Genomic DNA, 26045 nt, shown 5'->3' with positions numbered 1-26045 from the left:
GAAAAGCCAAAGAATTAAATATATTTGTAAAAATTTAAAAAAATAACATAATGAATATTCCATCAGAATTAAAGTATACAAAAGATCACGAGTGGGTTAAAGTGGAAGGAGATGTAATTACTATTGGTATTACAGATTTTGCACAAAGCGAATTAGGTGATATTGTTTATGTAGAAGTAGAAACAGTTGATGAAACTTTAGATGCAGAAGAAGTATTTGGTACCGTTGAAGCAGTAAAAACAGTATCAGATTTATTTTTACCAGTTTCAGGAGAGATTATAGAATTTAATGAATCTCTTGAAGATGAACCAGAAAAAGTAAATTCAGATCCTTACGGAGAAGGTTGGATGGTTAAGGTAAAAGTGTCTGATGCTTCTCAATTAGATTCTTTGCTTTCAGCTGAAGCATATAAGGAGCTAGTTAGTGCTTAAAAAGTTTAGTCTCTTAGTGAGTATTCTCTATACTATAACTTTATCTGCTTTATTCTTATTTAAAATGGATAACGTTGTTGAAGAATTACCATCAGTAAACGACAAAGTAATGCACGCTTTAACTCATTTTATACTAGTTGTATTATGGTTTATAGTGTTTTATTATAGATATAGCTTTAAATATTATAAAGCTATAGGTATTGCGACATTGTTTTCTTTGGTATATGGGATCTTAATAGAGTTACTGCAAGGTTGGTTAACAATAAGCCGCCAATCAGACTTTAAAGACGTGTTAGCAAATGTATTAGGTATGATATTTGCATCAATACTTTTAATAAGTATTAAAAAACACGTGTTAAAAAATAATAATACCTTGCTTTTTTGATAAATAAATAGTTATTTTAGCAGAGCATAAATAAATAAATTAATGGAAACAAAGAAAAATCCTAAAGCAAACGTAGGCAGGAATAGCTCTCTCTATTTTGCGGTTGGTATGTTGTTAATGTTAGGTTTAACATATACAGCTATCAATTACAAAACATACGACGATCGTGTTGTAGAAGATAGATCTATTGATGTTGATGACGAAATGGACGAAGAAATTCCAATTACAAATCAAGCACCACCACCACCACCGCCACCACCGCCACCGCCACCACCAGCTCCAGAAGTTATTGATGTTGTTGAAGATGAAGCAGAAATAGAGGAAACGGTAATCGAATCTACAGAGACAACTCAAGAAGAAGAAATTGTTGAGGTTGAAGAAATTGAAGTAGAAGAGATAGAAGAAGATGTAGAAGTATCTTTTGCAGTTATTGAAAGTGTACCAGTATATCCTGGTTGCGAGAAAGGAAATAACGCTCAGAAGAAAAAGTGTATGTCTGATGCAATTAATAAAATTGTAAGAAAAAAATTCGATTTAGACTTAGGTCAAGAATTAGGTTTAAGTGGTAAACAACGTATTTATGCTCGTTTTACTATTGACAAAGCCGGAAACATTATAAATGTTAAAACACGTGGTCCACATCCTGGATTAGAAAAAGAAGCTAGAAGAGTTGTTGGTTTAATACCAAAAATGAAGCCTGGTAAGCAAAGAGGAAAGCCTGTAAAAGTAACTTTCGATTTGCCTATTACATTTAATGTGCAAGACTAATTCGTTAGTTTTAAATACTATAAATTAAAAACCCGATACAAATTTGTATCGGGTTTTTTCATTTTGGTATACTTATTGTTATTTCTTCATAATATTAACATGTAAACTTTAATAATTATGAACAATTCAAAGAAAAGTCACGATTTCGTTCGTCAAAACGAAATAAACGTGCAGAAATCGCAAAAGCATGATGCTAATTTACAAAAAAACTCAACGCTGTACTTTCAGGTTGGCTTAATTTTATGCTTATTAGCAAGTTATGGAGCATTAGAGATGTCTTTTGCTGAAACACAAGAATATGTCTATTCTACACCGGTAGAAGATGATAGCATTTATGAGATTGACATTGAAAATTTTGAAATCGAGAAGGAAGTCAAGCCCGAGCAGAAACAAGAAATAGCACAGGTAAAACCTAAAGATCCAGAAATTAAAATTGTTAGTAACGAAACTAAACTTAAGGAGACTTTAAAAGAAATTATAAAAGTTGTGGTTCCAGAAGGAAAAACACCTGTTCTTTCAACAGACGATCCTAGTTTAAAAATTGATGAGATAGAGCCAGAAATTACTATAATGACTGTTCAAAAGGTACCTGTTTTTCCAGGTTGTGAGAAGGAATCAACAAATAATGGGAGAAGAAAATGTATGTCTGAAAAATTATCAAAATTAGTACAAAGAAAATTTGATGTTGATATAGCTTCAGATTTAGGTATAACAGGAAAACAAAAAATTTATGTGTCTTTCAAAATAAATAAGCTTGGGGAAGTAGAAATTATTAAAACAAAGGCTAATCATTTAGCTTTAGAAAAAGAGGCTAATAGAGTTGTTGGTAAGATTCCTACTATGAAACCGGGAATGAATAATAACAAACCTGTGAATGTATCATACATGCTTCCAATTCAATTTAATATTCAATAAAGTATAAAAAAAATATTTAAAACCGTTATTATCTATGGTAGTAACGGTTTTTTGTTTTTTAAGAATGCGATAGCCTTTCCGTTTAAATAGGTATCTCATAAAAACGGAATTCTAAATGGTATCTCTTCATTGGAAAAAAATATTATCTTTCGACGAAATTAAATGTAATATAGACTATGAAGTTTTATACTTTTATTTTGATGCTATGCTTTCAGACTATAGCAGTGGCTCAAGTTGATAATGAGAAGCCACCTATTTTCGATTCTTGTAATGAAGAGTCGATTGATAACATGCAAAAATGTTTTGATACAAAAGTTTTTGATTTACTATTCAATAATTATAACGTACCAGAAAAAGTTACAAACGCAGACTATATAGGAGAGGTAGTTATTTTATTTGAAGTAGATAAAGAGGGTAGTTTTAAAATAATGTACGTAGACGCTTTATACCCTGAACTTAAAACGGAAGCTTCTAGAGTTTTTAAAAAATTTCCTAAAGTAACTCCTGCAACTTATAATGGTAATGCAACTTATAAACAATATTCAATTAGTTTAAAAATTCCTTTAGAGAATCAGACTGTAGTTACCGAAGATTTAGCATTAAGTAATGACAAAGAAAATAAAAGTCAAGAATTAAATGCTTTAGAAATTGCTGCTAAAAAAGAAATGGATAAGGTAAAAGCAGATTATAAACAATATGATAATAGTGAATATGCTAGTCAGTTAAATATTCCATTTTCTCATGAGAATTATTCTAAGTTCGATCGCGCTACTAATTTGGTAGGTACTAATAGTCATACAGCATCTAAACCATATATATATGAAGATGTTTCTGCTTATCACGATTTTAATAGCGAAAACGAAGCTTTAAAAAAGGAAAAACAAACTTGGTTAGGTAAAAAAGTTTGGAATGAGCATTTGGTACAATTGCAAGGAAAAGAGTATTGGTTTTCTGTTGATCCTATTTTCGATTTACAAGCAGGAAAAGATACAGACGCTAGTTTTGGTTCTACTTTCAATAATACAAGAGGTGTTTATATACAGGGAGGTTTAGGAAAGAAATTTAATTTTTCAGCATCTGTATTTGAGAATCAAGGACGTTTTGCCGAATATTTTAATCAATATGCTGAAAGTATAAGACCATCTGGTGGTGATCCAGCAATTATTCCAGGTAGAGGTATTGCAAAACAGTTTAAAGATGATGCTTACGATTATCCTGTGGCTGAAGCTTATTTATCTTACACGCCATCAAAATTTATTAATGTGCAATTTGGTCATGGTAAAAACTTTATTGGTGATGGATACCGTTCGTTATTTCAAAGTGATGCAGCTAGTCCGTATCCATATTTGAAATTGAATACTAAGTTTTGGAAAATAAAATACACCAATACTTATACATGGCTAAAGGATGTAAGAGCAGAGGTTACCGAAGATGGAGCTTTCTTTACAAAATACATTGCCAACCATTATTTAAGTTGGAATGTTAATAAGCGTTTAAACTTAGGCTTATTCGAATCTGTTATTTGGGCGAATACAAACGATAGAGGTTTTGATATAAACTACCTAAATCCAATAATTTTTTATCGTGCTATCGAGTTTGAAACCGGACAAGATGCAGGAAATGCTATTGTTGGAGCATCAGCAAAATATAAGATTAATGACAACTTTAATGTTTATTCTCAATTTGTATTAGATGAATTCTCTTTAAGCGATGCTAAAGGAGGTGAAGGGAGTTGGAAAAATAAGTTCGGTTTACAATTAGGAGCAAAGTATTATAATGCTTTTAAGGTAAAAGATTTAATGTTACAGGCCGAGTATAATGCTGTACGTCCTTATACCTATTCTCATAATACAGTAGTTTTAAATTATTCACATAACAACCAACCAATGGCACACCTTTGGGGAGCTAACTTTAGAGAATTGGTTTTAATAGGTCGATATAGATACAAGCGTTGGTTTGGTGAAGCAAAACTTATTGCCGGTATTCGTGGTTTCGATATTAATAATGGTATTGATAACTTTAATTACGGAGGCGATATTTTTAGAGATGAAATAGATAGACCTTTCGACACTGGAGTAGAAATTGGGCAAGGCATAAAAACAAATACAATTAATGCTAGCGTTCAAGGAGGATACTTAATAAATCCTGCTTCTAACTTAAAAGTCTTTGCGAATATTAGTTATAGAAATTTTAATCCTGAAGCAGAAACAATGTCGGTACTAAACAATAGTACGGTTTGGTTTAATTTTGGAATTAGAACAGACTTATTTAATTGGTATTTTGATTTGTAGAATAGACTTTACAACGTATCTTTGCTTCAAATTTTTATAGGTGAACAAAAGCCTTGTAAGCAAAGCAATACATTGAGTACTATAACTACAACAGTAAAACATTCTTTAATTTCAGATTTTAAAGAAATCACAAAAATGCGTTTAGCATTAAGTGTGGTATTTTCTTCGGTTGCGGGTTATTTACTTGGCGTCGACGAGGTTAATTATACAACAGTTTTTTTATTGGCATTAGGAGGTTATTTTATGGTTGGTGCATCTAACGCATACAATCAAATTATAGAAAAAGACTTAGATGCTTTAATGGACAGAACAAAAAATCGTCCTATCCCTGCTGGTCGTATGACTGTACGAACTGCATTTATTATTGCAACTATTTTCACCGTTTTAGGTATTAGTATTCTATATTATATTAATCCACAAACAGCAATGTTTGGTGCAATTTCTATCTTTTTATACACTTGTGCTTACACACCTTTAAAAACAAAAACGCCTATAGCCGTATTTGTTGGTGCTATTCCAGGAGCCATCCCTTTTATGTTAGGTTGGGTAGCTGCTACAAATGAGTTTGGTATTGAGCCAGGTACTTTATTTGCATTACAATTTTTCTGGCAGTTCCCACATTTTTGGGCAATTGGCTGGTTTTTATATAACGATTATAAAAAAGGAGGCTTCTTTATGTTGCCAACTGGAAAACAAGATAAAGGAACTGCTGTACAAACAATTATGTACACAGTTTGGACTATATTAATTTCAATTGTACCAGTTTTTGGAGTAACAGGAAAACTAGAGTTATCTTATGTTGCTGCAACAATTGTTTTTGCACTAGGTTTATTTATGCTGTATTATGCTATTCAGCTATTTAAAAAAATGACAGAAAAAGCAGCGAAACAACTTATGTTAGCTAGTGTTTTATATATCACATTAATACAAATTATTTACGTAGTAGATAAATTTATTAGATAATTATGGATTTAACCCAAGGAACCTCAAAAGAAAAGAACGAACGCGCAAAAAAAATGATGCTTTGGTTTGGCCTTATTGCATTATTTATGTCGTTTGCAGGTTTAACAAGTGCAGTAATAATTAGTAGAACGCGTCCAGATTGGTCTAAAGGATTAGAATTGCCTCAAGTGTTTCTAGTAAGTGTTTTTGTAATAATAGCAAGTAGTATTGCTTATGTTTTTGCACAACGCGCTTTAAAAAATAATAATAGACAGTTAACATCAATTTTATTATTGATCACTTTTGCATTAGGTTTAGTGTTTATCTTTCTTCAGTTTCAAGGTTTCAAAGCTCTTGTGGATTCTGGTTATTATTTCACCGGAGAAACTAGTGATCCTAAGGCATCTTTTATCTTTTTAATCGCATTTTTCCACCTACTACACGTTGCAGTAGGATTAATTTGCTTGTTGGTTGTAATTTATAATCATTTTAAACAAAAGTATACAGCAGATAATATGTTAGGTATGGAATTGGCAGGAACATTCTGGCATTTTATTGATATACTGTGGGTATTCTTGTATTTACTAATGTATTTTATAGGTTAGAATTAAACAATAAAGGAGTATACAACAAACAGAATTTACTAATCAATTAAAACAAGGCTCAAAAATTATAGTTTAACATTTCTTTAGTAGAAGAAAATGATTATTTTTGTCCAATATTTAAAATTAACGAACTCAACTATATGAATACTACAGTTGCAACTACTGGAACAGAAGGTAAAACTTGGGGAGGCGGAAATGATCCTCTAAAAGCCAGTTATGGTAAAATGATGATGTGGTTTTTTATCGTTTCCGATGCTTTAACATTTTCAGCATTTTTAGCTGCTTACGGTTTTTCAAGATTTAAATTTATTGATTCTTGGCCAATAGCAGACGAAGTTTTTACTCACGTACCTTTCTTTCATGGTAATTACCCAATGATTTATGTAGCGTTTATGACGTTTATATTAATTATGTCATCTGTAACTATGGTGTTAGCCGTAGATGCAGGTCATCACTTAAATAAGAAAAAAGTAACATGGTACATGTTCTTAACAGTTATTGGTGGTATTATATTTGTTGGTTCTCAAGCTTGGGAATGGAACACTTTTATTAAAGGAGAATATGGTGCTGTACAAACTAATGGAGGAAATATTCTTCAGTTTGGTGAATACAAAACTGTAGAAGGAGAACAAAAATTTGAGCGTGTCGCTATTGCAGACTTTGCAAAAGTAGCACACAGTGAGAGAACACAGCACGAAAGCAAGTCAGGTTTGTGGTTTGTTAGTGAAGGTACACTTCCAGAATATTCTATAGATGAAGTATATAAAGGTTTAGTTGCTAACGAGAATATATTGATTAGAAATCAAATTATTAACGAACACGGTCATAAAACAATTTTATCTCGTGAAGAGTCTTTAAAGCAATTAAAGTCTGATGGTAAGGCAGTAGTACATGGTGCTAACTTAAAAGTAAACGAATATGGTTCTCCATTATTTGCAGATTTCTTTTTCTTTATCACAGGATTTCACGGTTTCCACGTATTATCAGGAGTTGTTCTAAATGTTATTGTTTTCTTTAATGTTATTATTGGTACTTACGAAAGACGTAAGAGCTACGAAATGGTAGAGAAAGTAGGATTGTATTGGCACTTTGTAGATTTAGTTTGGGTATTTGTATTCACATTCTTCTACTTAGTTTAATTAAAAAATAGTATCATTCCCTATTAAAGGGATTTATATAAAGCATATTAAAATGGCACACGAGCATAAATTAGAAATATTTAGAGGGTTATGGAAATTTAAGTCTAACACTCAAAAAATTTGGGGTGTATTAGCATTCTTAACATTTGTAACTGCAGTAGAAGTAATTCTAGGTATCTACAAACCAGAAATGTTTATGGGGAAAGTTTTGGGCATGAAGGCTCTTAACTGGATCTTTATTATTCTTACAATAGTAAAAGCATATTATATTACTTGGGATTTTATGCACATGAGAGACGAAGTAAAAGCATTAAGACGTATGGTGATTTGGACAGGCGTATTTTTAATATGTTATTTAGTGTTCATCCTTTTACAAGAAGGAGGCTATATTGAAGGTGTTTATTCTAACGGATTTGTTAAAAAAGATTTTTAACAAAATTGATAAGTTAAAAGATAGTAAAAGGTGGTTTTTTTAAACCACCTTTTTTTATTTTTGTAATTCTAAAATATAGAAAACAATCATGAGTAAAAAAGCTATTAAAAAATATTCGATTTTAGTAATATTATTCTTCTTACCAGTTGTTTTCTTACTCATGTTATATCCAGCAACAAACAACTATAATGTGTTAGATGTTGTAAAAGAAGATGTACTTGATATCTCAAATTTATCTTCGGTAACTAATGCCGACGTTCTGTTAAAAGACCACATAACAGTTTTAGGCTTCTTAGGAAGTGATCCAGAATCTAGAATAGTAGAAGCTTCAAACCTTAAAGAACTTGTTTATAATAAGTTTAAAGGCTTTAAAAAGTTTCAAATAGTTATGATTGTAACTAAAGATTCTCAAGATAGAACAGATAGGTTAACTCAAGAGTTAACAAAGTATAGTGTCCATAAATATTGGCATTTTGTTTATGCAAGTGATAGCGATATCAATAAGTTATTTAATAGCTTAAGATCAAGTCTACAATTGGATGATAATTTGGCGACCAATAGCGTATTTGTTATAGATAAGGAGTTAAATCAGCGCGGTAGAATTGACGATAGAACTAAAATAGAGATTGAGAAAGAAACTCAAATCTATCCACTTACAGCTTACGATTGTTCTCAAGTAGCAATAATAAAGAACAAATTAGCAGCCGAAGATATGCGAGTGCTATTAGAAGAATATAGAAAGTCTGGAAGAAATAAAATAGATTCTTCAAACCGAAGAGCTAAAGATTTAAATCCAGATAAATAATAGTTACTCTTGTTTAGTCGAAGAGTTTTAATTCAATTAAAATGAAAAAGAACAATTATTCATACATAGGTATCGCTTTTATTATTTTATTATTTGGAATATTATTCGTTCCGAAAATTGTTGATAGAATAAAAAACAATGATATTACTAGAAACGACAGAATTAGTGTTGGACAAGACAATAATTTTGAAAATAAAGGAGAACTTGCCTTTATAGAAATAAATGGCAAACCTAAAAAAGTGCCTGCTTTTAGTTTTATTAATCAAGATGGTAAAACAATAACACAGGACGATTATATTGGTAAAGTATATATTGTAGAGTTCTTTTTTACAACATGTCCTACTATTTGCCCAAGAATGAATAGAAACCTAGTAGAGATTCAGGATACATACAAAATGGATAAGGATTTCGGTGTTGCTTCTTTTTCAATTACTCCAGAATTAGATACTCCAGAAATTTTAAAAGCTTATGCTACTAAGTATGGTATTACAAATCCTAATTGGAATTTAATGACAGGTGATGAGTCTGAAATATACAAATTAGCTAACGTTGGCTTTAATATATTTGTTGGTAAAGTTGAAGATGATGAAATTGGTTTCGAGCATTCTGGAGATTTTGCTTTAATAGATAAGAATGGATTTATACGTTCTAGATTAGATGACTTTGGTAACCCTAAAATCTTCTATAAAGGTGTTATTAGCGAGCAAGAGAAAATGGATGAAGATGGTAATGAACAAGAAATAACAATGCTTAAAGAGGATATTAAGAAGCTTTTAAATGAGTAAGTCTTAGATTATTATTTCTATTTACTTCAGGAATTAAAACAGTATAATACAAATGAATACGCCAGAAAACATACAAAACGAAAAGAAATATAATAAATGGATTGTTGCACTTTCTGTTATTATTCCAATTGCTGTAGCTATCTTATTTCGTGTTAAACTTAAAGATTTTGGATTTAATGTTGAGCCATTAACATTCTTGCCTCCAATTTATGCTACTATAAATGGAATAACTGCTATTGTATTGTTAGTAGCTGTCTCTGCGATAAAGAAAGGTAATCAGGTGCTTCATGAACGATTAATGAAATTTGCGATTTCTCTATCAGTAATATTCTTGTTATTATATATCGGATATCACATGACTAGCGATTCTACCAAATTTGGAGGTGAAGGCACTATTGCTTATGTGTATTACTTCATTTTAATAACACATATATTATTATCTATTGTAGTCATTCCTTTTGTATTGATTACTTACGTAAGAGCAATTTCTAATAATTTCGAAAGGCATAAAAAAATAGCACGCATTACATTTCCATTATGGTTATACGTTGCAGTAACTGGTGTTATTGTGTATTTAATGATATCTCCATATTACGTATAAATTACCAATAAAAACGTGCTGTCTTTCAAAGTGCAGCAAATAACCTCATAATTATGAAAGCTAAAGTTTTATTTGTTCTTTTCTCTTTTTTCTTTTTTATAAGAACAAATGCGCAATGTGCAATGTGTCGCGCAGTTTTAGAAAATGAAGAAGGTCAAGGAGTAGCAAAAGGTATAAACGATGGTATTATTTACTTAATGGCAATACCATATATTTTAATTTTTGGTGTTGGATTTGCTATTTATTGGAAGTATTTTAGAGTTAAAAAGGAGAAATAGAGCTTTTTTCCATTAAACATATTAGTCTGTTTAATACAAATCTTTATGTTTTAACATTTTATTAGCAAAATTCCTGTAACAAATAAAGTCCTTTGTAGTCTAATGGATATGATGTAGTTAACATCAATCAAAAAAACCAACCATTATGCTCAAAATAAATAAGCTACACAAGTCTTATCCAATTGGAGATTCTAGTTTACATGTATTAAAAGGAATAGACCTATCTGTAGAAGCAGGAGAAATGGTAGCTATTATGGGTTCTTCGGGATCAGGAAAATCTACTTTACTTAATATAATAGGAATGCTGGACGAAGCAGATGAAGGTGAATACATTTTAGATAATGTTCCTATTAAAAATCTTACCGAAAAAAAGGCAGCTATTTATAGAAATAAATTTTTAGGGTTTATTTTTCAGTCTTTCAACTTAATAAATTATAAAAACGCTTTAGATAACGTCGCTTTACCTTTATACTATCAAGGTTTAAAACGTAAAGAACGTATAGAAAAAGGGTTGTTTCACTTAGAGAAAGTAGGACTTAAAGATTGGGCACACCATTTGCCAAATGAGTTATCTGGTGGACAAAAACAGCGTGTAGCCATTGCAAGAGCATTAGCGGCAGATCCAAAGTTATTATTAGCCGATGAGCCAACAGGAGCATTGGATACCAAGACTTCTCACGAAATTATGGATTTTATCCAATCGCTTAACGATGAAGGTAAAACCATATTAATGGTAACACACGAAGAGGACATTGCAAGCATGTGTAAGCGAATAGTAAGACTTAAAGATGGTGTTATTATAGAAGATACGTTTGTAGAACAAGTAAGAGCATCACAATATGTTTGATAGAGACCTCTGGAGAGAAATTTTCCAAAGTATAAATATGAATAGAACCCGATCTTTATTATCTGGTTTTACGGTAGCATTTGCTATTTCTCTATTTGCAATATTATTTGGTATTGTAAATGGATTGGTAAATACATTTGATTCTGCATTTGCAGACGATGCTTCAAATTCAATATTTGTACAATCTGGTATGACATCTAAAGCTAGTAATGGCTTACAAGCAGGAAGACGCATTCAATTTAAAAATGAAGATCAAGCCTGGATAAAAGAAGAGTTTGGAGACAAAGTGCAATACATTACTTCAAGAGTGTACTTAAATGTTATCGCTACTTTTAGAAACGAAAAAAGTAATTATAGCATTCGTGCGGTTAATCCGGATCATCAATATTTAGAGAATACAAAAGTAACTTACGGGCGTTATGTAAATGAGTCTGATATTAAAAACAAAACCAAAGTAGTCGTTATTGGGCGTTTGGTAGAAGAAGATTTGTTTTTAAAAACAACAGCTATTGGAAAGTATATAAACCTAAACGGTATTCAATATAAGGTAGTAGGTGTGTTTAGTGACGATGGTGGAGATAATGAAGAGCGTTTAATCTACATGCCAATAAGTACTGCGCAACAAATTTATGGGAATAACGATTATGTCGATCAAATAAATTTAACCTATAATCCTGAAATGAATTTTGATGCAGCTATTGGTTTTAGTAACCTGCTAACAAAAAAGATGAAAGACAGGTTTATGGTTTCTCAAAACGACCAACGTGCCATTCGTGTTCGAAATCTAGCTAACGAATCTAAAGCAATTAACCAGTTTACATTTATTCTAGGCTTTCTAGTTTTAGTTATTGGTTTTGGAACCTTAATAGCAGGAATTGTTGGTATTAGTAATATGATGATTTTTATAGTAAAAGAACGTACTAAAGAAATAGGTATTCGTAAAGCCTTAGGTGCTTCTCCAAAATCTATTGTATCTATCATTTTATTAGAATCTATATTGGTAACTATTATTGCTGGTTTTGTAGGTTTAGTAATTGGTATGGGCGTTGTAGAATTTGCAGGTCCGTTTTTAGAGAAATATTTTATTAAAGATCCATCGGTAAGTTTAAGTATTGTAGTTGGTGCTGCCATTACACTTATTTTGGCAGGTGCGATTGCAGGATATTTACCAGCAAAAAAGGCTTCAAGAATTAAACCTATTGTAGCACTTAGAGACGATTAATTATGATTAACAAAGTAATTTTAATAGGTTTTCAGTTTGAATTAATAAAAATTAACGAATGAAATTTTTATTTGAAAGAGATACGTGGCAAGAAGTCTACGATAGTTTAACCAAAAATAAACTACGTACCGCATTAACTATGGTTGGTGTTTGGTGGGGAATTTTATTACTTATTGGTCTATTAGGTTCGGCACGTGGTATCGAAAACTCGTTTAATAGATTATTTGGAAGCTTTGCTACCAATAGTGTATTTGTATGGGCACAAAGTACAAGTAAGCCATTTAAAGGGTTTCAGGAAGGTAGACAAGTGCAACTTAAAATAAGTGATGCTAAAAAGATAGAGGAAAACGTAGAAGGTATAGAGTTTGTTGTGCCAAGAAACCAAAGTCAAGCTTTGGTAGTTCATAATTTCTTGTCTGGAAATTTTGGAGTAAATGGAGATTATCCTTTGTTAGATCAGGTTCAGAAAAAGAAAATGATTCAAGGACGTTTTATTAATCAGACAGATATTGATGAGAATAGAAAAGTAGTTGTTATTTCAGAAGAAATATATAAACAACTTTTCGAAAAAGATGCTGAAATGATAGGTGAATATATTCAGCTTAACGGCATGAATTTTAAAGTCGTTGGTATGTTTGAAACTGGAAATGCAAATATGGGTCCATCAAGCGATATTCATATTCCATTTACAACCTTTCAGCAAATATATAATATGGGTGAGAATATTGGTTGGATGATGATTACCGGAAAACCAGAATACGATATTTCGCAAATAGAAACCGATGCTAAACTTATTTTAAGAAACTTAAATAAAGTGCATCCTGAAGATAATCGTGCCTTTGGTAGTTTTAACTTAGGAAAGGAATTTGCAAAAATTACAGGTTTTTTAACTGGTATGCAGTTTTTAACTTGGTTTGTTGGTATTGCTACACTTATTGCAGGTGTATTTGCTATTGGTAATATTTTACTTATTACTGTAAAAGAAAGAACTAAAGAAATAGGAGTGCGCCGTGCACTTGGTGCAACACCATTCGAGATAAAAAGACAAGTGGTTTTAGAAGCCGTATTTATTACCTTAATCGCAGGATTATTAGGTATAATAAGTGGAGGGTCTTTACTTATGCTTTTAGATTCTTTGTATGGTCAAGGCGATGAGGCAATGTTGGTTAATGCATCTGTTTCTATTAGTATCGTTTTTGTTGCACTAATAATTTTAATAGTTTTAGGAACATTAATAGGATTAATACCTGCGTTTAAAGCAACTAGTATAAAGCCAATTGATGCTTTAAGAGAAGAATAATAAACCAATCAAAATAATAAAATAGAGCTTCTAGCTTTAAAATCAACCGAGAAATTAAATTAATAAATAATGAAAAAAGCATTAAAAATTATAGTAGGATTAGGATTGCTTATTGCACTCGTATTCGTGTTAAAGTACTTTAAAGATTCTAACTCTAAATCTGTAGAAGATTTTAAAACAGCAGAGCCTTTTTACGATTCAATTAATACTAAAATTGTAGCTACTGGTAAGTTAAATCCTGAAGAAGAGATTGAGTTAAAGCCACAAATTGCTGGAATTATAGATAAAATTCTAGTAGAGGAAGGTGATATAGTTAAAAAAGGAGATGTAATCGCTAAGATTAGAGTCGTACCAAACGAGCAAAGTTTAGTTGGCGCAAATGGTCAAATTTCATCTGCAAAATTGGCTTACAATAATTCTAAAACTATTTACGATAGAAATAAATCGTTATTCGATAAAGGAGTAATTTCAAGACAAGATTTCGAAAACAGTGAGTTGGCTTTAAACCAGTCTAACGAAACGTTACGTCAAGCTCAAAATAATTATCAAATTATTAAAAGAGGTTCTCTTTCGGGAGGTGGCTCTGCAAATACAAATATTGTTGCATTAATTCCTGGTACTATTTTAGAAATTCCTGTACGTGAAGGAGATCAAGTAATAGAAAGTAATAACTTTAATGCAGGTACTACAATTGCTACAATTGCAGATATGAGCAAAATGATTTTTGAAGGTAAAGTAGACGAAGCAGAAGTTGGTAAGCTTGAAGAAGGAAAAGATATTAAAGTTGTACTAGGTGCTATTGGGGAAAAAGAATTTCCTGCAAAACTTACTTTTGTTGCACCTAAAGGTAACGAAGAGAACGGAGCAGTACAGTTTACAATTAAAGCAGATGTAGAAGTAGAGTCTTCAACAAAAATTAGAGCTGGTTATAGTGCTAATGCAGAAATTGAAATGGAATCGAGAGATAGCATTATGGTTATTAAAGAGTCTTTACTTCAATTTAATAGAATTACAGAAAAGCCTTTTGTTGAAATAGAAAAAGGTGAAGGTAAATTTGAAAAAGTAAATGTTGAGTTGGGTCTTTCTGATGGTATTAATGTAGAAATTACAGATGGTGTTAAAGAAGGCGATAAAATCAAGGTGTGGAACAAAGCCTCTAAAGAAGATAACGATGATGAAGATTAATATAAAAAGTATTTTAACAAGTGCCTGTTTTGTATGTGTTGGCTTTTCGGCTTATGCTCAAGATAAAGTATGGACATTAGAAGAAAGTGTAAAACACGCTTTAGAAAACAACATCTCTATTGTACAAGCTCAAAATACGTTATTATTAAACGAACAAGATATTATTGCTTCTAAAGGTTCTTTTTTACCTTCTGTGAGTGGTAGTGCTGGGCATAGTATATCGGTAGGTAATACAGAGTTGTTTCCAGGTCAATTTGCAGATAGAACATCAAACAGTACTAGTTTTAGCGTGGGTGCAAACCAAACTATTTTTAATGGTTTTAGGTTAACTAATGTATACAAGCAATCTCAGTTAAATTTAGAAACTAATCAATTAGAGTTACAACGTATTAAAGATGATATTTCTCTTAATGTGGTAAATTCATATTTAAATATCTTATTCAATAAAGAGAATTTAGAGTCAGCAAAAGCGCAATACGAGTTTTCAAAAAAACAACTTAACCAAGTTCAAGAATTAGTGGACGCAGGTGTACAGCCAAAAGCTAATATTTATGATGCACAAGCAACATTAAGTAGAGACGTGCAAAGTGTTACAGTTGCAGAAAACAATTACGAACTATCATTATTGTCCTTATCTCAATTATTACAAGTAGATTTTGCTGGTTTCGATGTGGAAGTTATTGATGTGGTTGATCCGTCAGCAGAATTAATGTATGATAGTGTTACTCCTATATTAGATTATGCTATAGAGAATAGAAGTGAAATTAAAGTAGCTGAAAAAAATATTGAAAGTTCAAAATTAAGTACAGAAATATCTAAAAGCGGATTTTATCCAACAGTCTCTGCTGGATATAGTTTTGGATCTAATGTTTTCTTTACTAATTTAACAGATACCGAAGACAGGTTCCTTCAGCAGTTAAATGACCAAAAAGCACATAGTTTCAGGTTGAGTGTTAATGTTCCGATATTTTCTGGATACCAGAATAAAACGGCAGTTGCAAAATCACAAATTCAAGAACAGAATGCATTATTAGGTTTAGAACAAGCGAAGTTAACTTTAGAAGCAAATGTACAACGTGCTTTTACAGACGCGAAATCAGCATTAAGAGCTTATGAGGCGGCAAAAGTTTCTTTAGAATCTCAAGAGTTAGCCTTTAGCAATTCTGAAGAGCGTTATAACATAGGAGTTATGAATGCATTCGATTTAGAGCAATCAAGATTAAGACTTGTAAATGCTGAAGCATCATTAATTAATGCTAAATACGATTTTGTTTTCAAAACAAAAGTTTTAGATTTCTACCTTGGAAAACCAATAACACAGTAAAATATAAGATATATTAGCAAACTGTTTTATATAAATTATAAAGAGTAAATTAAAACCTAAAGAAAAATTACTATTTTACTTTAGGTTTTATGAATTCTAAAAAAATAAATTGATGTACATATTAAGTATAGAAACGTCAACAACAAATTGTTCAGTCTCACTATCTAAGAATGGTGAGACTTTGCTTTTAAAAGAAGATTATAGCAATAACTATTCTCACGGAGAAAGGTTACATGTTTTTATAGATGAAACGCTTCGTGAAGCAAAAATCGAGCGCTCTCAATTAGATGCCATAGCAGTTAGTAAAGGACCTGGGTCTTATACTGGGTTACGCATTGGTGTTTCGGCAGCAAAAGGCTTGTGTTATGCTTTAGATATTCCGTTAATTTCTATTTCTACTCTAGAAGCTTTAGCACATCAAGTTAAACCAGAAAGCGGTGTAATTGTGCCAATGTTAGATGCTAGACGTATGGAAGTGTATTCAGCTATTTTTTCTTCAGAATTTAAAGAAATAAGAAAGATTGAAGCCCAAATTTTAGACGAAACTTCTTTTGCAGGAGAGTTATCTCAAGGCAAAGTGTATTTTGTTGGAAATGGAGTAGAAAAAACAAAAGCACTTTTAAATAATGAAAACGCCATTTTTATAGAAGATAAGTTGCCATCTGCAGACCAAATGAGTGCTTTAGCTTTTTTAAAGCATAAAAAAAGCGACACCGAAGATGTCGCCTATTTTGAACCTTATTATCTTAAAGATTTTGTGGCTTTAAAGCCTAAACCTAAAAAGTAATTATCCTTGCTTTTGTATTTCTACTTGATGTGGATAAGGTATTTCTATTCCAGCAGTATCTAAAGCTTCTTTAGTTTGCTCTGTTACTTCAAAATAAACTGTCCAATAGTCTTCAGCTTTACACCAAGGTCTCACAGCAAAGTTTATAGAACTATCTGCTAATTCTAGAACATTTACTGTAGGCTCTGGATCTTTCAATACTTTTGGATGATTTGTTAATACACTAAGTAAAACTGCTTTTGCTTGCTTAATGTCAGAATCGTAACCCACACCAAAAACAAGATCTACTCTTCGTGTACCTTCAGTAGTGTAATTAATAATATTTCCATTAGATAAAGAGCCATTTGGTATAATAATTTCACGGTTAGATAAGCCTGTAAGTTTGGTTGTAAAGATTTCAATTTCTTTAACAACACCTACTTCTCCTTGTGCTTCAATTAAATCTCCTACTTTTATAGGTTTAAAAATCATAAGTAAAACACCACCAGCGAAATTACCTAAAGAGCCTTGTAATGCTAAGCCAACTGCTAAACCTGCTGCTGCTATTACTGCTGCAAATGATGCTGTTTGAATACCCAATGTACCCAAAATAATAATAATTAATGCAATTTTTAAAACCCAACCAATTAGATTAAGAAGGAATTTTTTAAGACTAACATCATAATTAGCCTTGTCCATAGTTTTGCTAATTCCTTTTCTTAGATATTTAATAATAAAAGCACCAACTATCCATATTATTATGGCTAGTACTATTTTAGGAGCGTATTCTAGTGTAAGCTCGTAACCTTTGTCAATCCACTTTTGTAATTCCATTCTCTATTTAATTTTTTAAAGTTTATTAATGCAAAATTAGAAACTTTCTAAAGAGATCTCGTTAAATCAGTGTTATTTTTCACTTAATCTGTTAACGTCTAATTTTATCGGTAAACCGAATTATATAGTGCCAAGTAATATTCTAATGAAGATTAAACATATAATTGCTGGCCCAGCTTGTACTACAAATAATTTTATCTTTTTTGTAGAGTAAGCGCCATAAATGCCTGCAATTATTACACATATCAAGAAAAACTGTGCAACAAATATGTTTTTTTCTATAAACGAGAAGAATAGTAATCCTGCTGCAAGAAATCCATTATATAAACCTTGATTAGCGGCCAAGACTTTTGTTTCTTCAGCAAAAGCTTCATCTTTAATGCCAAAGGCTTTTCTTGTTCTTGGACGTGTCCATAAAAACATTTCTAGTATTAAAAAATAAAAGTGTAGTATTATAACGATAATGGTGAAAGTGGTGATAATTATTGAAATCATTGGTTTCTTTGTTGTTGATTTTTAAAGATTTAGATGTGCTTTTTAAAATGCTAAATTACTGTCTTTTTTATTATTAATAATTATTTTGTTTTGGAGGAAGGTAGGAATAATTTAATAATGATTGTTATATGAATATAACAATCAAACCGTATTTAAGCACCTTATATAGATGAAAAGTGCAATTTCATAGTTGTTTGACTACTTAGATGCTGTATAAACTCAGTATTTATTAGTAATATTGTAGATAACCTTAATATAAAATAAAAACCACCCATAATGAAGTATTTTACGTTAATTTTAGTTTTGCTCTTTTCTTCCTCTGTACTATTCGCACAAGATGTGTTAATGCAAAACGGAACTATTAATCAATGTTCTGGAACATTGTATGATTCTGGAGGTGACTCTTCTAATTATGGAGATGATGAGAATCTTGTACTAACAATTTGTCCAGATGGAACAGATCAATTTATACAATTGGCATTTACTTTTTTTGGAACTCAAGCAGGCTTAGATATTCTTACAATTTATGATGGAGATGATACCACTGCTGCGATTATAGGAACATATTCTGGAGCTGGAGCAGCAAATAATCCAGGAATAATAGCTGCAGCTACAACAAGTGCTACTGGTTGCTTAACACTAGAGTTTACTAGTAATGATTCTGCTAATACTATTGGGTGGGCAGCAGACATAACTTGTTTACAATCTTGCCAAACAATAATACCAACAATAGATACTACAAATCCAGTTGCAAATGGAGGAGGAATAATTCAAATACCTGTAGGAGGTTCTGTAGATTTTAATGGTAGTGCAACATTCTCAGACGATGGAATAGGTGCAGTTTATACATGGAATTATGGAGATGGATCTGCTGCTGTTAATGGAGAGTCGGTTAGTCATCAATTTAATAATATAGGAACGTTTACAACAACATTTACAGTTACTGATGCAAATCCTACTGGATGTTCAGAATCTGTAACAATTACGGTTGAAGTTTTATCACCTTATATAGATGTAGATATAACAACTTATACAGCTCAAGAATTAGTCGAAGATGTTTTAATAGATAGTCCATGTGCGGCAGTATCAAATGTAGTTTCTAGTTCTGGGAATAATTTTGGTAGTGTAAACGGTATTGGTTCTTTTACGGCAATACCAGGTGCTTTTAGTTTCGAAGGAGGATTAATATTATCGTCAGGAAGTGCAATTGATGCTGAAGGCCCAGAAGATGGTAATCAAAGTGCAGGTGGTGGATCATGGCCTGGAGATGCAGATTTAGAAGCTCAGCTTGTCGGTGTAAACACTAATAACGCATCTTACCTTCAGTTCGATTTTGTGCCTACGGTAAATGAAATTAGTTTTGATTTTATTTTTGCTTCTGAAGAGTATGGTGGTTTTCAGTGTAGTTATACAGACGCCTTTGCATTTTTATTAACGGATCAAACAACAGGAATTACTACAAATTTAGCTTTAGTACCAGGTACAACAGATGTGGTAACAGTTTTTACAGTTAGAGATAATACTTGGAATACTGGTTGTGCATCGGCAAACCCTCAATTTTTTGATTCCTATTATGGAGCTGGAGGAGAACCGCCAGCTAATAATCCAACAAATTTTCTTGGTTATACAGTACCAATGACTGCGGTTTCTTCAGTAATACCAAACAATCCTTATACTATAAAATTAGTTGTTGCAGATGCTGGAGATACAGCATATGATGCTGCTGTATTTTTAGGAGCAGGTTCTTTTAATTTAGGTGGAGATTTAGGAGATGATTTAACTATTACTGCAGGTACTGCAGAGTGTCAAGGAACATCAGTTACATTAGATACAGGGTTGCCAACGGCAACTCATACTTGGTATTTAGATGGTACCGAAATTTCTGGAGAAACAGGTTCTACTATAGATGCAGTAGTAGATGGAACTTATTCTGTAGATATTGTTTTTTCTGCAACTTGTCAAACTTCAGATTCTATTTTTATAGAATTTATTCCTGGACCTACTATTGATGCAGTTAATGATATTACTGAATGTGATAGTGGAGGACCTGTTATTTTTGATTTAACCGAAAATGAAACTACTGCAATTGGTGCACAAGATCCTACAACTATTGTTGTTACTTTTCATAATTCTCAGGCAGATGCAGATGCAGATGTAAACCCAATTACTAACCCATCTACATACACAGGAACAGATGGAGAAACTATTTATATAAGAATAGATGATGTGCAGTCAGGTGCATGTTATGCAACTGAAGAGTTTCAATTATTATACCTAAATATAGTTTTAAATACTGCATCGGACATGGAGGTTTGTGATGATGTTACTAACGATGGATCAGAACCTTTTGACTTAACAAGTCAAGATGCAGCAATACTTGGAACTCAAGCAGCAGCAGATTTTAATGTAACTTATTATACAGATTTTGCTAATGCAGATGCTGGAACAAATGCTTTAACAAGTTCATATTTAAATACTGGAAGTCCAGAACCTATTTTTGTAAGAATTGAAAGTATAGAAGATCCGGCATGTTATATAGCTTCTGCAACAGCAGTGTTTAATTTAGTTGTTAATCCATTAGCAATTGCTACTCAACCTATAAATATTGAACTTTGTGATGATCCTACAAACGATGGTGTTGAGGTTTTTGATTTAACAGCCTTAGAAGCAGAGATTCTTGATGGTCAAGACCCAACTAATTATACAGTTAGTTTCTATGAAGTACAAACAGATGTAGCTACATCTACAAATCCTATAACTAATCCAGCAACTTATTCTAATACAGATACTCCTACGCAAACTATTTACGTTAGAGTAGATGATAACTTAAATCCAACTTGTTTTGGAGAAACTAGTTTTACTATTACCGTTAATGCTTTCGACGACTCTACTTTCACTATGCAGCCAACCTGTGATGGTGCAATAGTAGATACAGTAGTTCTTCCAGGAGGTAGCTATGTATTAAATCCAATGCCAACAGATGGAGCAACAATAGATGCTGCAACAGGAACAATTACTGGAGGAACTTCATTGGCAAGTTATACCGTCGATTATACAACAAATGGTACTTGTCCATCAACGAGCTCGTTTACAGTAACGGTTAATGAAACACTTGATGCGACTTTTACTATGGCATCAACTTGTGATGGTGGAACTGTTGTAACAGAAACAACTCCAGGAGGAACTTATGCTTTTAATCCAATACCAACAGATGGAACAAGTATAGATCCAGTATCGGGAACTGTAACTGGTGGAGCTTCTGCAACAATATACAATGTAGAATATTCCTTTGGAGGAGACTGTCCTTCATCAACAATAGTTGCTTTAACAGTAGACACAACAGATGATCCTCTATTCACTTATACACCAACTTGTGACGGAGCAATTATAAATACAGTTGAAACATCAGGTGGGACTTATAGTTTTAATACGGCACCAACAGATGCAGCTACTTTAGATTCTGCAACAGGTACTATTTCTGGTGGAACGCCAGGAGCGGACTACATAGTAGATTACCTTACAAATGGAATATGTCCAGCATCTAGTACTTTAGTTGTTACTGCATATCCACTACCAACCATAGTTGTACCAACACCACTAGAAGTTTGTGACGACGGTACACCAGATGGAATAACAGAAATAGATTTAACCCTAAAAAACAACGAAATTTCAGGTGGTAATCCAGCATATGCTGTAACGTATTATTTCACACAAGCTGATGCCGATGCACAAGCAAACCCATTAGTAAATCCATATACTAACGTTGTACCAAACATGCAAACTATTTATGTAGGCGTGCAAAATACAGACACAGGTTGTTACGATACCACTTCGCTAGATTTAGTAGTAGAACAAGCACCAGTGGCTTTCACACCATCAAATTTAGAATATTGCGATCCAGACAGTGATGGCTTTGGCGAGTTTATGCTATCGGATACCGAAGCAGAAATCACAGGAGGTGCACCAGGACTTACAGTAACTTACCATGAAACAGCATCTGATGCCGATAACAATGTCAATGCATTAGCAAGTCCGTATAACAATATTGTAGTCAATACACAAACTATTTATATTCGTGTAGAAAGTTCTACAATAGCAACCGACTGTGCCACATTTGTAGACTTGGTACTTATTGTAAACCCAACACCACAAATCACAACCGCAGCAGTATTAACACCGCTAGAAGTTTGTGATGATAATGCCGATGGTTTTGCAACGTTCGATTTACCAACCAAAGAGCCAGAAATTCTAAACCTATTAGATGCAGATGCCACTAACGATTTAGATCCTACATTATATACTATTACATATTATACATCAGAGGCTAATGCAGAAGCACCAACCAATGCTATTGCAACACCAAATGCTTATGTTAATACAACTGTAGATGCACAAACCATTTGGGTACGTGTAGAAGATAACGCTACAGCTTGTTACAAAACAGTAGCCTTAGATTTAATTGTCAATCCATTACCAGTATTAGTACAACCAACACCACTAAGTTTATGTGATGTTAATAATCCTGGCGACGAAATAGAAGCGTTCAACTTAGAAGATGCTAATGCAGAAATACTAGACGGACAAACAGGTATCACTTTAACTTACTTTAGCACACAAGCTGGAGCAGATACAAACGACGGAGCTGTAGAAATTTTCAGTCCATACTTAAATACAAGTAACGCACAAACAGTTTACGTAAGAGCAACAAACAATGTTACAGGTTGTGTAAGCACAATCACTTTAGACTTAAGAGTGAACCCATTACCATCACCAATCGCTTCACCAATGCCATTAATAGCTTGTGATGATGATAACGATGGTTTCTTCGACATGTTCGATTTAGAGAGTCAATCTACAATTATCGAAAATGGAGAGCCAAATGTAAGCACTCAATATTACGAAACACAAGCCGATGCTATGAGTGGTACTAACCCATTAGCAAGTCCGTATGCAAATATTGTAGAAGACCTACAAACGATCTATGCAGTAGTTACTAACGATTTAACAGGTTGTAGTACAACAGTAACTTTAGACTTAGAAGTATTACCATCACCAGTAGTACCAATAGCTATCGCCGATTATATTATTTGTGATGATGATAACGATGGTATTAATCAGTTTGATTTTGATGCAGTAATTACACCTCAAATTTTTACAGGAGGTCAAACAGCAGCAGATTTCACACTAAGCTACCACACTACACAAGCCTTAGCAGACTCAGGAAACAATCCAATAGTAAACACCAGTAATTATACCAATGTTTCTAATCCACAAACTATTTACATTCGTTTAGTAAGCGTTGCCAATGGTTGTGTAACAACAGGAAGCTTTGTTATTCGTGTAGAGTTTCCACCAGTAATCGATGCGAACTACGATAACATCTTAACACAATGTGATGATTTAGATGCCAATTATATGGAAGCTAACGATGGCTTTACCTTTTTCGATTTAACGGTTGAAGACATTGAAATCACAGGTGTAACCAATGTGAGTTGGGTTGTTACTTATTACGAAACATTTGCCGATGCACAAGCCGATACAAATGCTATACCAGATCCAACAGCGTATGAAAATACAATGACAGGCCCACAAACACTTTTTGTAAGAGTTACCGATAGTGACACAGGCTGCTTTAGTTTTACAACAGTAACTATTAGAGTGATACCAAACCCATCACCAAGTCCAGATCCAGTAGATTTAGAACTGTGTGACGATATCGCTATTGTAGGACCAAACGATTTATTAGAAACCTTCGATTTAACACAAAACGAAGCTTTCATTATCAATGGAGAAGTTGGCGTAACAGCAAGTTATTACATCACGCAAGACGATGCAATTATGGGTAACAATGCGATAGTAGATCCAACAATACATATTAACGAAGATCCTGCAACTCCAGGCGTAGCAGTAACACCACAAACTATTTTTGTACGTCTTACCAATGGTAACGATGCAACAGGATTAAACGGAACAGGATGTTATAGTTTAGTTAGCTTCGATGTTATTGTAAACCCATTACCAGTAGTTACACTGGTAAATGATTATGTTATTTGCGAACTGAATACAGACAATGTTGCAGACTTCGATTTAACAACAATGACAGCAGGAATATTAAACGGACAAGATCCAGCAATATTCACAGTAACTTATCATGAAACGCAAGCAGAAGCAGATGCTTCAATGAACGATTTAACAGTAAGTGGCGATTACACCAATACTAGTGATCCACAAACTATTTACGTAAACATTACAAACACAATAACAGGATGTGATACTACTGCATTAACCTTCAATTTAGTTGTAGACGAAGCAGCACAAGCAAATCCAGATGGTGTAGCAATTGTTTACGAAGTATGTGACGACACTATGGAATTTGATAATGATACCACAAACGATATGGTTGAGTTTGATTTATCAACACAAAATCCTTTAGTATTAGATGGTCAAGATCCATTAAATTACACGGTAACGTATTACGATAATCAAGTAGATGCAGATGCCGCTACAAACCCATTACCATTTATTTATACAAACACTGTAAACCCACAAGTGATTATAGTAAGAGTAGATAATGATATTCCAGGAACATTAAATTTAGATCTTACTACATTAACTGCCGGATTAGATGTTAATGGCGATGGTACAATAGATACTATCGACACAACAGTACCAGCAGATGGCATCTTTGATATTATCGATATCGATGGCGATGGTGTAGCAGAAGGATTTGATACCGATACAGATGGTCTTATCGATTACATCGATTTAGATGGCGATGGAAATGGAGACTTAGTAGATTTAAACAATGATGGAGAAGTTGATAATGATACTTCAGCATGTTATGAAACAGCAACACTTACATTACAAGTAAACCCAATGCCATCATTTACATTAGAAGCAGAATATTTATTATGTATCAACACTAATGGAAGTGAAGTTATTAACTCACCAGTAGTAAACACAGGATTAGATCCTGCATTATATACTTTTGAATGGAACTTAAACGGAACCGTTTTACCAGGAGAAACAGCAGAGTTTATAGAGCCAGCTGAAGGTGGTACTTATGGCGTTGTAGCAACAGATATTGCAACAGGATGCTCAAGTATTGAAGTGAATACTTTAGTAACAGTTAGCGAGCCACCAGTAGTAACATCGGAAATAACAACATTAGCTTTTGCCGATCAGCATGATGTAGTAATCACTGCCACAGGAACAACAGCTACTTCAATAGCAGTATACGAGTTTAGTATTGATGGCGGAAGCTGGGAACTAGGAACGTTAAATGCAGCAGGAGAGTATACATATACTTTTACAAATATTGAAGCAGGAGAACATATTGTAACGGTAAGAGATACGGTAGGTTGTGGAGAAACAACACATCCAGTAATGATTATGGACTACCCATTATACTTTACACCAAATGGAGATGGTTACCACGACACATGGAATGTTTACAATATTGGAACACAGCCAGACGCAGTAATTTACATCTTCGATCGTTACGGTAAACTGTTAAAACAATTAAGTCCAACAGGAGCTGGATGGGATGGTACTTACAACGGTAACCCAATGCCAACAAGTGACTATTGGTTTACTTTAGAATACAGAGAGCCAAGTACAGACGAAAAGAAATCGATACGTAAGCACTTTACTCTGAAAAGATAAAAAGAATACTAGTTATTAAATAGAAAAAG

Annotated in this window: 22 protein-coding genes; 20 read left to right on the top strand and 2 right to left on the bottom strand. The window is 32.8% G+C overall.

The annotated features are described in order from the left end of the window. Positions 1–50: 50 nt before the first annotated feature. From gcvH to tsaB, 19 genes are all read left to right on the top strand, one after another. Positions 51–431, top strand: coding sequence for a glycine cleavage system protein GcvH (gene gcvH / locus ASC41_RS07000; protein WP_055435922.1), 381 nt, complete (start codon positions 51–53; stop codon positions 429–431). A 16-nt stretch (positions 432–447) separates the two neighbouring features. Then, positions 448–816, top strand: coding sequence for a VanZ family protein (locus ASC41_RS06995; RefSeq protein WP_152971433.1), 369 nt, complete (start codon positions 448–450; stop codon positions 814–816). A 42-nt stretch (positions 817–858) separates the two neighbouring features. Next, positions 859–1584 carry an energy transducer TonB gene (locus ASC41_RS06990; protein ID WP_055435920.1) on the top strand — a complete coding sequence of 242 codons (726 nt, stop codon included), beginning with the start codon at positions 859–861 and terminating at the stop codon, positions 1582–1584. A gap of 117 nt (positions 1585–1701) precedes the next feature. After that, positions 1702–2499: an energy transducer TonB gene (locus ASC41_RS06985; protein ID WP_055435919.1), complete on the top strand. Its 798-nt coding sequence runs from the start codon at positions 1702–1704 to the stop codon at positions 2497–2499. Between the two features lie 176 nt (positions 2500–2675). Then, the gene (locus tag ASC41_RS06980; protein WP_055435918.1) at positions 2676–4790 is read left to right on the top strand and encodes a hypothetical protein; all 2115 of its coding nucleotides are present in this window, start codon (positions 2676–2678) and stop codon (positions 4788–4790) included. Positions 4791–4862: 72 nt separating this feature from the next. Then, positions 4863–5753, top strand: coding sequence for a heme o synthase (cyoE, locus tag ASC41_RS06975; RefSeq protein WP_055436004.1), 891 nt, complete (start codon positions 4863–4865; stop codon positions 5751–5753). Between the two features lie 2 nt (positions 5754–5755). Then, complete coding sequence (locus ASC41_RS06970; protein ID WP_055435917.1) at positions 5756–6337, top strand: cytochrome c oxidase subunit 3; 582 nt, start codon at positions 5756–5758, stop codon at positions 6335–6337. Positions 6338–6477: 140 nt separating this feature from the next. Further along, positions 6478–7476 (top strand): cytochrome c oxidase subunit 3, encoded by a 999-nt coding sequence (locus ASC41_RS06965; protein ID WP_055435916.1) that lies wholly within the window; start codon positions 6478–6480, stop codon positions 7474–7476. Between the two features lie 52 nt (positions 7477–7528). Continuing rightward, positions 7529–7909: a cytochrome C oxidase subunit IV family protein gene (locus tag ASC41_RS06960; protein ID WP_055435915.1), complete on the top strand. Its 381-nt coding sequence runs from the start codon at positions 7529–7531 to the stop codon at positions 7907–7909. Positions 7910–7997: 88 nt separating this feature from the next. Beyond that, positions 7998–8714: a hypothetical protein gene (locus ASC41_RS06955; RefSeq protein ID WP_055435914.1), complete on the top strand. Its 717-nt coding sequence runs from the start codon at positions 7998–8000 to the stop codon at positions 8712–8714. 41 nt (positions 8715–8755) lie between these two features. Continuing rightward, complete coding sequence (locus ASC41_RS06950; RefSeq protein WP_055435913.1) at positions 8756–9499, top strand: SCO family protein; 744 nt, start codon at positions 8756–8758, stop codon at positions 9497–9499. Between the two features lie 52 nt (positions 9500–9551). Continuing rightward, complete coding sequence (locus tag ASC41_RS06945; protein ID WP_055435912.1) at positions 9552–10100, top strand: DUF420 domain-containing protein; 549 nt, start codon at positions 9552–9554, stop codon at positions 10098–10100. A gap of 53 nt (positions 10101–10153) precedes the next feature. Continuing rightward, on the top strand, positions 10154–10378 hold the full coding sequence (locus ASC41_RS06940) for a hypothetical protein (RefSeq protein WP_055435911.1): 225 nt from the start codon (positions 10154–10156) through the stop codon (positions 10376–10378). 145 nt (positions 10379–10523) lie between these two features. After that, positions 10524–11225, top strand: coding sequence for an ABC transporter ATP-binding protein (locus ASC41_RS06935; RefSeq protein ID WP_055435910.1), 702 nt, complete (start codon positions 10524–10526; stop codon positions 11223–11225). Then, complete coding sequence (locus ASC41_RS06930) at positions 11218–12447, top strand: ABC transporter permease (RefSeq protein ID WP_055435909.1); 1230 nt, start codon at positions 11218–11220, stop codon at positions 12445–12447. The genes ASC41_RS06935 and ASC41_RS06930 overlap by 8 nt, the downstream gene beginning before the upstream one ends. Before the next feature lie 58 nt (positions 12448–12505). Next, positions 12506–13747 (top strand): ABC transporter permease, encoded by a 1242-nt coding sequence (locus ASC41_RS06925; protein ID WP_055435908.1) that lies wholly within the window; start codon positions 12506–12508, stop codon positions 13745–13747. A 69-nt stretch (positions 13748–13816) separates the two neighbouring features. Further along, positions 13817–14932 carry an efflux RND transporter periplasmic adaptor subunit gene (locus ASC41_RS06920; RefSeq protein ID WP_055435907.1) on the top strand — a complete coding sequence of 372 codons (1116 nt, stop codon included), beginning with the start codon at positions 13817–13819 and terminating at the stop codon, positions 14930–14932. Beyond that, a complete protein-coding gene (locus tag ASC41_RS06915) occupies positions 14919–16256 on the top strand; it encodes a TolC family protein (RefSeq protein WP_160318797.1) in 1338 nt (445 codons plus the stop codon). The genes ASC41_RS06920 and ASC41_RS06915 overlap by 14 nt, the downstream gene beginning before the upstream one ends. Before the next feature lie 109 nt (positions 16257–16365). After that, a complete protein-coding gene (gene tsaB / locus ASC41_RS06910) occupies positions 16366–17043 on the top strand; it encodes a tRNA (adenosine(37)-N6)-threonylcarbamoyltransferase complex dimerization subunit type 1 TsaB (RefSeq protein ID WP_152971432.1) in 678 nt (225 codons plus the stop codon). Here tsaB and ASC41_RS06905 read toward each other — a convergent pair whose 3' ends face one another. Both ASC41_RS06905 and ASC41_RS06900 read right to left on the bottom strand, forming a co-directional pair. Next, positions 17044–17856, bottom strand: coding sequence for a mechanosensitive ion channel family protein (locus tag ASC41_RS06905; protein ID WP_055435904.1), 813 nt, complete (start codon positions 17854–17856; stop codon positions 17044–17046). 120 nt (positions 17857–17976) lie between these two features. Then, positions 17977–18351 (bottom strand): DUF1304 domain-containing protein, encoded by a 375-nt coding sequence (locus ASC41_RS06900; protein ID WP_055435903.1) that lies wholly within the window; start codon positions 18349–18351, stop codon positions 17977–17979. 276 nt (positions 18352–18627) lie between these two features. Here ASC41_RS06900 and ASC41_RS06895 point away from each other — a divergent pair, with 276 nt between their 5' ends. Beyond that, positions 18628–26016, top strand: coding sequence for a choice-of-anchor L domain-containing protein (locus ASC41_RS06895; protein ID WP_083477157.1), 7389 nt, complete (start codon positions 18628–18630; stop codon positions 26014–26016). Positions 26017–26045: the final 29 nt, after the last annotated feature.

This window comes from Lacinutrix algicola, assembly GCF_001418085.1.
Classification (GTDB): Bacteria; Bacteroidota; Bacteroidia; order Flavobacteriales; family Flavobacteriaceae; genus Lacinutrix; species Lacinutrix algicola.
Note: the sequence above shows the minus strand (reverse complement) of the source record. Positions and strands in the feature narration are given on the sequence as shown.

Excerpts from the sequence above, each read along its gene's own strand:
- ASC41_RS06940 (WP_055435911.1), top strand. The coding sequence starts at position 10,154 with ATGAAAGCTAAAGTTTTATTTGTTCTTTTCTCTTTTTTCTTTTTTATA.
- ASC41_RS06930 (WP_055435909.1), top strand. The coding sequence starts at position 11,218 with ATGTTTGATAGAGACCTCTGGAGAGAAATTTTCCAAAGTATAAATATG.
- ASC41_RS06920 (WP_055435907.1), top strand. The coding sequence starts at position 13,817 with ATGAAAAAAGCATTAAAAATTATAGTAGGATTAGGATTGCTTATTGCA.
- ASC41_RS06915 (WP_160318797.1), top strand. The coding sequence starts at position 14,919 with ATGATGAAGATTAATATAAAAAGTATTTTAACAAGTGCCTGTTTTGTA.
- ASC41_RS06935 (WP_055435910.1), top strand. The coding sequence starts at position 10,524 with ATGCTCAAAATAAATAAGCTACACAAGTCTTATCCAATTGGAGATTCT.
- ASC41_RS06945 (WP_055435912.1), top strand. The coding sequence starts at position 9,552 with ATGAATACGCCAGAAAACATACAAAACGAAAAGAAATATAATAAATGG.
- ASC41_RS06905 (WP_055435904.1), bottom strand. The coding sequence starts at position 17,856 with ATGGAATTACAAAAGTGGATTGACAAAGGTTACGAGCTTACACTAGAA.
- ASC41_RS06955 (WP_055435914.1), top strand. The coding sequence starts at position 7,998 with ATGAGTAAAAAAGCTATTAAAAAATATTCGATTTTAGTAATATTATTC.
- ASC41_RS06985 (WP_055435919.1), top strand. The coding sequence starts at position 1,702 with ATGAACAATTCAAAGAAAAGTCACGATTTCGTTCGTCAAAACGAAATA.
- ASC41_RS06895 (WP_083477157.1), top strand. The coding sequence starts at position 18,628 with ATGAAGTATTTTACGTTAATTTTAGTTTTGCTCTTTTCTTCCTCTGTA.
- ASC41_RS06900 (WP_055435903.1), bottom strand. The coding sequence starts at position 18,351 with ATGATTTCAATAATTATCACCACTTTCACCATTATCGTTATAATACTA.
- ASC41_RS06990 (WP_055435920.1), top strand. The coding sequence starts at position 859 with ATGGAAACAAAGAAAAATCCTAAAGCAAACGTAGGCAGGAATAGCTCT.
- gcvH (WP_055435922.1), top strand. The coding sequence starts at position 51 with ATGAATATTCCATCAGAATTAAAGTATACAAAAGATCACGAGTGGGTT.
- ASC41_RS06925 (WP_055435908.1), top strand. The coding sequence starts at position 12,506 with ATGAAATTTTTATTTGAAAGAGATACGTGGCAAGAAGTCTACGATAGT.
- ASC41_RS06970 (WP_055435917.1), top strand. The coding sequence starts at position 5,756 with ATGGATTTAACCCAAGGAACCTCAAAAGAAAAGAACGAACGCGCAAAA.
- ASC41_RS06965 (WP_055435916.1), top strand. The coding sequence starts at position 6,478 with ATGAATACTACAGTTGCAACTACTGGAACAGAAGGTAAAACTTGGGGA.
- ASC41_RS06960 (WP_055435915.1), top strand. The coding sequence starts at position 7,529 with ATGGCACACGAGCATAAATTAGAAATATTTAGAGGGTTATGGAAATTT.
- ASC41_RS06980 (WP_055435918.1), top strand. The coding sequence starts at position 2,676 with ATGAAGTTTTATACTTTTATTTTGATGCTATGCTTTCAGACTATAGCA.
- ASC41_RS06950 (WP_055435913.1), top strand. The coding sequence starts at position 8,756 with ATGAAAAAGAACAATTATTCATACATAGGTATCGCTTTTATTATTTTA.